Here is a 9,035-nt window from a genome sequence, read left to right as displayed (position 1 = left end):
CCTGGGGCTGGAGAAGGTCCCAAGGGTTCGGCTGTTCGCCGATTAAAGTGGCACGCGAGCTGGGTTCAGAACGTCGTGAGACAGTTCGGTCCCTATCTGTGGTGGGCGTAGGAAGTTTGAGAGGCTCTGATTTTAGTACGAGAGGACCGAATTGGACTGACCGCTGGTGTATCTGTTGTCTTGCCAAGGGCACGGCAGAGTAGCTAAGTCGGGACGGGATAAACGCTGAAAGCATCTAAGTGTGAAACCCACCTCAAGATGAGACTTCCCTTGAGGAACGTTAGAGATTATGACGTAGATAGGCTACAGGTGGAAGTGCAGTAATGTATGCAGCCGAGTAGTACTAATGAACCGAGAGCTCTTAAATTTTAATTTTCAGTCTTTCTTTATCACAATGTTTTCATTAGGTATTAGGTATCAGGTATTAGGTATTAGGTATTAGTATCGATTCAAAAAACCAAAAGGAAACAATGTCAAAAAATATTTAGTAACCAAAGTGTATAGGTAAATAATAGACTTAGCTAATAGGTTAGTACCACAGGCTAAGACCTAATATCTAAAACCTAAAGCCTTATATTAAGACCTTCATGGTGTCAATAGGGCGGGTGAACACCTCTTCCCATTTCGAACAGAGCAGTTAAGCCCCGCACCGCCGATGGTACTTGGATCAAACCCGGGAGAGTAGGTAGATGCCAGTTATTTATTAGAGCCTCAAAGAGTATTCTTTGGGGCTTTTTTGTTTATATAGCCTCTAAGACCCTATATTTCCCCACTCCACCACCTTGCGATAGCTATCGGAAGTATTTGGATCAATGAGGACGCCCTTTAGTTTTACAACTAAGAGAAATATTGAAGATTACGAGACTTAGGTTAATTTTATCATGGTAAATTTTCCTAAGAGGGAAGCAGGAGAAACCTAAGGGGACGCTAAGAATAAACTTTGACTAGATCCAGGCCCTGCTCCCCTTCTCATTATAGACAATTTAACTATTTAGAAGCAGCATTTGCTGTTAATCTTATAAAGGCTCTTGTCATTTGAGATTTTCTTAGGTCAATTTTTTTTTCTTACATTAAAATTATAAAAAAATGGAAGTTTCTACAAACAATTACTCTTATTTTGTTGGCATTGATATGGCCAAAAAAAAGTTTGATGCCTGTATTATTAATGGTTTAGGCAAGAAAGTTATTCACAAAGTTTTTATTAAATCACCGAATTCCTTTGATGATTTTTTGATTTGGGTCAAGGACCAAACCAATAGTACTAATGTTTTATTCATTATGGAATATACAGGAATTTACTCAAGGCTTTTATGGTTTTATTTACAAGATAATTCTTGTGATTTGGTAATGGAATCAGGATTTAAAGTTAATCGTTCGGCAGGTATAAGGAAAGGGAAAAATGATAAAGTAGATGGTTATTTAATTGCAAATTACGGGTTTGAAAAGCGACATACACTGCAATTAACTGCTAATTATGATGAAGATTTATTCGTATTGCATGATTTATTATCTAACCGTAAAAGGCTAATTGACCAAATAAAAGCCGTTGAAGTTCCTCTAAATGAATTTAAAGAATATGCTACCAAAAAAACAAATGACTTATTACAAGAAATAAATAAAGCGGCAATTGAAGGCTTAAAAAAATCACTAAAAGAAATTGATAAGGCCATAGATACACTAATTCAGGAAAATGACGAATGGGAAGAGAATATCAAATATGGGTCATCTGTAAAAGGTATTAGTAAAATAATGATTTGTTGGATGATTGTTTATACTAGAAATTTTTGTCCAGAATTTAATGCTAGAAAATTTGCGTCATTAGCAGGTATAGCACCTTTTGATTTTACATCAGGTACATCAGTAAACAAAGGAAATCATGTAAGCCATTTTTCTCATAAATTTCTGAAAGGACTTTTACACATGGCAGCTATTACGGCCTTGACACATGACCTTAAAATTAAGACATATTATAAAAAAAAGAAGGAAGCGGAGGGCAAAAAAGGGTTTGTGGCAATTAATAATGTAAAAAATAAGCTCGTTCAACTTGTATTTGCTTTGGTAAGAACAAAATCAATGTATGAATCCGATTTTGTACACAAATTAGCCGCATAATTTCTTGAGAAAAATTAGGAATTAACTTAACTATCTAGTTCCAGGAGAATAGAGGTGCTGTATTTCGATAGATGCCTATATTTATTAGAGTCTCAGTGAGTAATCTTTGGGCTTTTTTTTGTTTTATAGTTTTAGGTACAAATTATTTAACTCAAATGCAGCAAAATAGTGAGGGAATTTAAAAAGATATTTACTTCAAGTTAAAAACAAAGAACTTTAATCAAGGACTACTTCAATTATTATTCCTAAAAGAATAATTTGAATATTATAAAATTTCTAAAGTGGATTTTTTTTATTCACAGACTTACTTAATAGAAAATTATTTTATTAATCTGCAAATCTGCATTGAAATATCTAAAAATACTATTTTTGCTCTAACATTACGCTCAATTAGCATTTGTGCATCAGAGATTTGCTCTGTGATTTGACCAATATTTTCGAATTTAAAGACTTTTGAGAATTTTTGAACAAATTGTAATTCTTCGCCCTCTAATTTAATTAGGTTATCCGCACTGATACATTTTAAATATATCTCTCTTATTATTTTTAATCCATAATCAAGTAGGCTTCTTTGACTTTCCTTTGTAAGTGCATCAAATTCATCTGCTAATGGTATTAATTTACTAAGGTCGAAGGCATAACAATATCTCATCCAGTTGGCAAACCAGTCTTTTTCGTTTTGGTCTTTTTTGTCTAAAATATCAAGTGCTTTATTTATGTTTCCTTCGGATAAATATGCAATTTTTGGTGCTCTTTCTGCAGTCACACCTTTTATATTTATTAAATAAGGGATGAGTTCTTCATCTGATAAATCTCTTATCGCTATTCTTTGTGTTCTGGAAATAATTGTGGTAAGTAATCGATGAATATTGTTGGTGATTAAAATAAATATTGTTTTTTCAGGGGGTTCTTCTAAAATTTTTAAAAGTGCATTTGCAGCTGATTGACCCATTGCCTCTACCATCCAGATTAATACAATTTTATAACCTCCTTCGTAGGATTTTAGGCTCAAATTTTGAACAATTTGTCTTGATTCTTCTACTGGTATGTTTCCTTGCTTGATTTCAATAAATTCTAACCATTCTGATATTCCACCGTAAGGTGTTTGTCTGATAAATTCTCTCCATTCTTTGATGAAGTTTTCTGAAAGGACTTTTTTGCCTCCTGCAGTTGGATATGCGTAAATAAAGTCAGGATGAGCTAGTTTGCTGATTTTTTGACAAGATGGGCATTCTCCACATGCGTCTGTTTCAGAAGGTTTTTGGCAATTGATATATGTGGCAAATGCTAATGCCATTGGTAGAGCAGCACTTCCAGATTTTCCATCAAACAATAATCCATGTGCAACATGATTTGATTTTACTGAGTTTATCAATAATTGCTTGGTTTCCAATAGACCGGGAATTTCTGAAAATAACATTTTATAAATTTTGGTTTTTGGAAATATATTCTAGAATTCTTCTATCCTCTTCGGAGAGAATCAATGCCTTTCGCTCCATTGTTGAATTGATTACTTCAATAGCCTTAGAAAATCGATATTTTTCAATTCCTTCATTTTTGCCACCCCAAGTAAAACTCGGAATGAATTTTTCTTGAAATCCCGATCCAAAAACGTTTGAACTTACACCAACAATTGTTCCAGTATTAAACATTGTGCTTATTCCTGCTTTTGAGTAATCTCCCATAAAAGTCCCGCAGAAAATTTCTTTTGTGTCATATAATTCGTTACTATCGTAATTATGTAGTTTAACGCTTTTATAATCGTTTTTTAGGTTTGAGTTGTTTGTATTTGCACCTAAATTACACCATTTTCCAATATATGAGTTTCCTAAAAAACCATCGTGAGCTTTGTTGCTATAGGATTGAAATATTGTATTACCTACTTCGCCCCCAACTCTAGAAAATGGGCCAATGGTAGTATTTGGTCTTATCTTTGACCCAAAAGCTACCATGGAGTTATTACAAATAGCGACAGGGCCTATAACAATACTGCCCTCTTGTATGACTGAATTTTTACCAATATAGATTGGGCCATTTTCAGCATTTAAAATACATGCCTTTATATTTGCTCCTTCCTCGACAAAAATATTTTCCGGAGAATAAATACTTGAAAATTTATCAATGATTTCAACAGAATTTCTGGATTTAGTTAATAGTTCAAAATCTGATTCAATTTGGTTGCCATTGTTTAAAAATAAATGAGGGAGTTCAGTTATTGAAGTAATATTTGTCCCGATTTGTTTTTGTACAAAGTCGTTTTGTGAAAAATCAAATGCAAGTTTTTTATCACTTTTTATTGCAATTAGATCTCCTTTGAACCACAATGATTCATTTTTTATTAAATCCTTAATTGTATTTGCAAATTCAATATTTGGCAAAAAAGAAGCATTAATATATATGTTTTCTTCTTCGTATTTTGGATAATATTTATGAGCTAAATATTCTTCTGTCAAAAAAGAAGGCTCAGATTTAAAATAAATTTGCCATTTTTCCTCAATAGTAAGTATTCCAATTCGTATTTTACCTATAGGTCTAGTTAAAGTTATAGGCTTCAGTTGATTACGGTACTTTGGAGAATCAAAAAGAATAATGTTCATTCGAAATATATGTTTCGATGGTAAAATTACCTTAAAAAATATTAAATCGTAGAAGATTATTGCTTTTCTACCATTTGAATAGCCATTTTTACTGCATTGTAAGTATTTACGATTCCCGCCGTATTGCACAATTCTGAAAAATCGACTTTTGTTTTTTCTCCAGGTAAGTTTACAGATACACCATTAAGCTTAACCGATGTTTCCAAAATAATATTTTTTATTTGGTTGGCCGTTAATGTTGGGAAATATGATTTTAATAATGCAGCAACTCCAGCTACTGCTGGTGAAGCCATACTTGTTCCTTGTTTCTCTTCATATCTTGAGCCTGGCACAGATGAATAAATTGCTACTCCTGGTGCAAATACATCAACGCCATTTTTTCCATAGTTACTAAAATCAGCAGGGAGTTCTTCTCCTTCAGTAAAACTACTTGCCCCAACTGTAATCCATGAACTAATTGTTTTGCCATTGTTTAGTATTCTAGTAGGATAATGAACATGTTGGTCAATATCTTCACTTTCATTTCCAGCTGCTGAAACTAATAAAACACCTTTTGATTCTGCATATTTTACAGCTTCATCAACCCATTTTTTTTCTGGTGAATATGGTTTTCCGAAACTCATATTTATAACTTCCGCTCCATTATCTACAGCATATTTTATGGCATTTGCAACATCTTTATCTCTTTCATCCCCATTAGGAACACACCTTATGGTCATTATTTGAACATTGTCAGCTACTCCCATTACCCCTAAATTATTATTTCTAGAAGCCCCTATAATACCTGCAACATGAGTTCCATGCATTGCATCAGGACCAGTAACTTCATTGTTTCCATAGCTACCATATCCTAAAGTTTTTAAATCATCTCCAACTATCTTTCTCGGGTCAAATTTTTCATTAAGGTTATATTCTATTTCTTCTTCAAAATGTGTAACTCCTTCTTTAATATCGGTTAGGGTTGCACCCATAGCAATTAGGTTTAGCCAAGCTTGTTTGGCGGCTCTAACTGATCTATCAAAGTTTTCTTCTTTCAATTCTATTACATCCTCTTTGGTGATAGTTTCCTTTCCAATTGTTTTCTTTAGTAAATCTTCGGCTTTAGAGATTCTATCATACATGCCTTTGTACATTGGCAAATATTGAGTTGCTTCTTGTCTTTTTTCGTTTATTTCACTTTTTAAAGTAGACATGAGTGCAAAGTCTACTTTGTTTTTTTTCTTAAGCCTTTTACTAGGGTTTTCTCCAAATTTTTCCTCAAGGCTTTTTAAAATCCTTACAGATTCTAATTGTTCTTGGTTGATGTCTTGACCAGAAGCTCCTCCAATAAAATCCCATCCATCTACGTCATCAATAAAACCATTTTTGTCATCATCGACTCCATTACCAGGAATTTCTTTCGAATTTATCCATATAATGTCTTTTAGGTCTTCATGCTTAATGTCTATTCCTGAGTCAATTACACCCACTATTACCGTCTTGGAAGGTCTGTTTTTAAGTAATTCTTTATAAGCCTTTTCTGTGCTCATTCCTCTTACACCATCGTCCTGTAAGTCAAGGTTGTGCCAATTGAATTTAGTTTTTAGGTCTTGAGCGTTGGCATTTATTATTATAAATAAAAAGAAAACGATTTTTTTCATAAGATTGAAATATAGTTTGCCTTAGAGCAATTTTTTGATTTGATATTTAAATGGTAAAATAACGCTTTTTTCTATAATTTAGCTTAGTGCTTGACTAAAATCTTCTAATAAATCATCTATATCCTCGATTCCGACAGAAACACGAAGGAGATTTACTGGGCTTACAGAATGAATTCCCTCAGCAGTTCGTCTATGGTCAACTAGGCTTTCTACACCACCTAAGCTAGTGGCGTGCTTAAAAACTCTTAGTTTTGAAGCTACCCTAAGGCAATTATCTTCATCACCTTTGATTTCAATTGAGATCATACCACCAAAACCATTTTTCATCTGTTTTTTAGCAATTTCATGGTTTTCATGCTCTTTAAGTCCAGGATAATAGACTTTTTCAATTTTGTCATGATTTTGAAAAAAAAATGCAAGTTTTTTAGCATTTTCAGCATGCCTTTGCATTCTTAAAAAAAAAGTTGAAAGGCTTCTGTTTAGCAACCAGCAATCATTTGGAGAAGGTACTCCACCTCCTATCGATTGATAATCCTTTAAAGCAAGTGTTAAGTTTTCATCAAGGTTTTTTCCAAATATTAATGCCCCACCTAGAATATCTGAATGTCCTCCAAGATATTTGGTGGTTGAGTGCATTACTATGTCAATTCCGAATTCTAGTGGCTGGGTAAAATATGGGGTTGCCCAAGTATTATCACAAGCTGTTAAAATATTTTTAGATTTAGCTAGTATTGAAATTTCTTGTAAATCAGCAATTTTGAGTTTTGGATTTGAAGGAGTTTCTATCCAAATTAATTTTGTATCAAGAGTTATCGCTTCTTCGATATTTCGGAGATTTGACATATCTACAATACTAAATGTTATATTCCAATTGGCATAAAGTTTCTCGATGATTAACCGAGTGCCATAATAAATATCGTCAGGGATGATTATGTGAGAAGAGGATCCTATTGTGTGAAATAGAGCAATAGAAGCTGCTTGGCCAGATGAAAAACACAGGGCTTCTGTTCCATTTTCGAGTATCGCTAATTTTTCCTCTAAGAGCCTTCTGTTTGGGTTCGAAGCTCTAGAATATATGTCTCTTTCTTTTACAAAAGAACCATTTTCGTCTCTTAAGAACGTAGTGCTTTGAATTAGAGGACTTACAACAGCTCCAGAATCTTGATTGCTTATTCCTTTATGAATTATTGTAGTTTCTATACTTTGCATATACATTTTTTAATACACAAAGTTAAGAATATTAGCCGAATTTAATTCTGTATTTTATAAACAATGCCGTTGGCATTTGAGCCTGATAAACTCGATGTTATTTCTATTTGGCTTTCTGGAATTCCTTTTTCTATTAACATTTCACGTAATGCATAAGCTCTATCTTCTGAAAGCCTTCTATTCCCAGTGTTTAAAGGAGAAATATTTATTGTTTTTGATGAGTTTTTTAATTGACTAAAGATAGAGTTTACACCAGATTTGTTGTTGATTTCTGCACTGTTATTTTTGAAAATATTTGAAAAAATAGTATTCCAACCACTTGGTGTAATGTTTTTGATTGCCTTGCTTTCAGTATCAGTTTTTTGCTGAATACTTGTTGTTGTTTTGGGGTTTTCTACTTTTTGGGTGATTTTGTCTGTATCTTTTGAGGTGACAGATTTGGGTTTTTCAGGAAGAACTGACTCAGTCTTTTTTATCTCAGGTTGGTCTTTCGAGTCGGGAACAGTATTGGAAACGCTATTTTTCTCATCTGTTTTAAGATCTGAATTTACTGGAACTGGCACAATATTTATTTTGCTCGTGTCATTTGAACTAGCGTCTGGCATAAAGTCCTCAGGTCGAAGGTCTTCTGCAGTGGAGTCTTTATACATTGGTGTAATAATTCCACCTTTTTTATTGCTTTTGTTTCCGAATTTAGCATAATATAATACTGAAAATCCCGCTATAGCCAAAATAACCCATGGGAGTATTAAGCCCCAGTTTGTTTTTTTTGATGTTCTAGCTTTTTCAACTATAGATTTTTCTAGTACAACTTTTGAGTTCTGTTGTGTACTTATTTTTTTAAATTGGAATATATTGTTGATAGCTGGAGGTAAAACGTTAATTACATTATCATTGATTTCTCTAAAATAATTTCTAAGACCTGATATGTCAAAGTTTTTATCTTTCATTAATTTTCCAATATAACCCAATACAATAGGGGCAGATAAACTAAGTAAAGAATTTGCACTCGTTTTTCGAACTTCAGAAATACCAGCAATCTTTTCTACTAAAAGAGGTACTTTATTTCCTAAAAAGTGACTAGATATATTACTTCCTATTGTAACTAGCAATTGTGTTTTTTCGAAATTACCTGAAAATGCTTCGACATTGTTAAGTATATCCCCTGTATGACCTCCGTCAATAAGGATATTTACGATGTTTTTCAGTTCAACATCAGAATGGGCATATTTTAATAGTCCTGCAACAAAAGAATTGGTACAAAGGCTAAATCCTGATGCTACAGCACTTGTTTCTTCCCCTAAAAAGGTAGCCAAGTTTGAAATAGTTTTGTCAGTTACATTACTTTTTATTTGCGATAAAAAATCCATTCTTTTAGTTTTTTAAGCTTTTTGGATAAAATTACTCCAGTTTCTTTCCTGAAACTTTAGGAGTACGAATTAAAAATACAAAAACCATGCCCATTCAATACGAACAA

General features: G+C 33.1%; 6 protein-coding genes and 2 rRNA genes. 3 read left to right on the top strand and 5 right to left on the bottom strand.

Annotated elements, in window-relative coordinates; translation table 11 throughout:
- From EGI22_RS13935 to EGI22_RS13925, 3 genes are all read left to right on the top strand, one after another.
- Positions 1-368, top strand: a 23S ribosomal RNA gene (locus EGI22_RS13935); the annotation flags it as partial.
- A 218-nt stretch (positions 369-586) separates the two neighbouring features.
- Positions 587-698 (top strand): 5S ribosomal RNA (rrf, locus tag EGI22_RS13930).
- A gap of 388 nt (positions 699-1,086) precedes the next feature.
- A complete protein-coding gene (locus tag EGI22_RS13925) occupies positions 1,087-2,112 on the top strand; it encodes a transposase (RefSeq protein ID WP_255069071.1) in 1,026 nt (341 codons plus the stop codon).
- Positions 2,113-2,431: 319 nt separating this feature from the next.
- Here the strand turns inward: EGI22_RS13925 and holB are convergent, their stop codons facing one another.
- From holB to EGI22_RS13900, 5 genes are all read right to left on the bottom strand, one after another.
- A complete protein-coding gene (holB, locus tag EGI22_RS13920; RefSeq protein ID WP_255069070.1) occupies positions 2,432-3,532 on the bottom strand; it encodes a DNA polymerase III subunit delta' in 1,101 nt (366 codons plus the stop codon).
- 1 nt (position 3,533) lies between these two features.
- On the bottom strand, positions 3,534-4,709 hold the full coding sequence (locus tag EGI22_RS13915) for a putative sugar nucleotidyl transferase (RefSeq protein WP_255069069.1): 1,176 nt from the start codon (positions 4,707-4,709) through the stop codon (positions 3,534-3,536).
- A gap of 56 nt (positions 4,710-4,765) precedes the next feature.
- Positions 4,766-6,349, bottom strand: coding sequence for a S8 family peptidase (locus EGI22_RS13910; RefSeq protein WP_255069068.1), 1,584 nt, complete (start codon positions 6,347-6,349; stop codon positions 4,766-4,768).
- 78 nt (positions 6,350-6,427) lie between these two features.
- Complete coding sequence (locus EGI22_RS13905) at positions 6,428-7,558, bottom strand: PLP-dependent aspartate aminotransferase family protein (protein ID WP_255069067.1); 1,131 nt, start codon at positions 7,556-7,558, stop codon at positions 6,428-6,430.
- 41 nt (positions 7,559-7,599) lie between these two features.
- The gene (locus EGI22_RS13900; RefSeq protein WP_255069066.1) at positions 7,600-8,928 is read right to left on the bottom strand and encodes a DUF937 domain-containing protein; all 1,329 of its coding nucleotides are present in this window, start codon (positions 8,926-8,928) and stop codon (positions 7,600-7,602) included.
- Between the last annotated feature and the right edge of the window lie 107 nt (positions 8,929-9,035).

The organism is Lacihabitans sp. LS3-19 (genome assembly GCF_024343575.1).
Taxonomy (GTDB): Bacteria; Bacteroidota; Bacteroidia; order Cytophagales; family Spirosomataceae; genus Leadbetterella.
The sequence above is the reverse complement of the archived record's forward strand: the minus strand, read 5'-3'. Positions and strand labels throughout refer to the sequence as shown.

What these genes read in the sequence shown, in the direction of transcription:
- EGI22_RS13925 (WP_255069071.1), top strand. Translation starts at nt 1,087, where the DNA reads ATGGAAGTTTCTACAAACAATTACTCTTATTTTGTTGGCATTGATATG.
- holB (WP_255069070.1), bottom strand. Translation starts at nt 3,532, where the DNA reads ATGTTATTTTCAGAAATTCCCGGTCTATTGGAAACCAAGCAATTATTG.
- EGI22_RS13915 (WP_255069069.1), bottom strand. Translation starts at nt 4,709, where the DNA reads ATGAACATTATTCTTTTTGATTCTCCAAAGTACCGTAATCAACTGAAG.
- EGI22_RS13910 (WP_255069068.1), bottom strand. Translation starts at nt 6,349, where the DNA reads ATGAAAAAAATCGTTTTCTTTTTATTTATAATAATAAATGCCAACGCT.
- EGI22_RS13905 (WP_255069067.1), bottom strand. Translation starts at nt 7,558, where the DNA reads ATGCAAAGTATAGAAACTACAATAATTCATAAAGGAATAAGCAATCAA.
- EGI22_RS13900 (WP_255069066.1), bottom strand. Translation starts at nt 8,928, where the DNA reads ATGGATTTTTTATCGCAAATAAAAAGTAATGTAACTGACAAAACTATT.